General features: G+C 34.1%; 1 protein-coding gene. It reads left to right on the top strand.

Going from position 1 to position 302, the window contains the following annotated elements; genetic code table 11:
- A partial coding sequence (locus L987_RS09025; RefSeq protein ID WP_047504344.1) for a rhodanese-like domain-containing protein occupies positions 1-302 on the top strand: 302 nt, incomplete at both ends.

Below are 302 nucleotides of genomic sequence, written 5' to 3'. Positions count from 1 at the left end.
GGTGCGACATTACATCCTGTAGATAAGATTGAATCGTTCAATAAAGATAAAAACACAACCTATTTTGTACACTGTAAAAGTGGTACCAGAAGTGCTAAAGCGAGCGAATATTTAGCTGAACAAGGCTACGACATTGTTAATTTAGACGGTGGCTATAAAGCGTATGAAGCAAAAAACGACGATGATAATACATTAGAAGAAAATACTAATGTAGCAATTAAAGCAGAGCGTAAACAATTTAACTATAGTGGTCTTCAATGTCCAGGTCCAATTGTAAACATCAGTAAAGAAGTGAAAAATAT

This window comes from Staphylococcus sp. ZWU0021, from assembly GCF_000798895.1.
In the GTDB taxonomy this organism is placed as follows: Bacteria; Bacillota; Bacilli; order Staphylococcales; family Staphylococcaceae; genus Staphylococcus; species Staphylococcus saprophyticus.
This window is presented reverse-complemented; position numbering and strand designations above follow the sequence as displayed.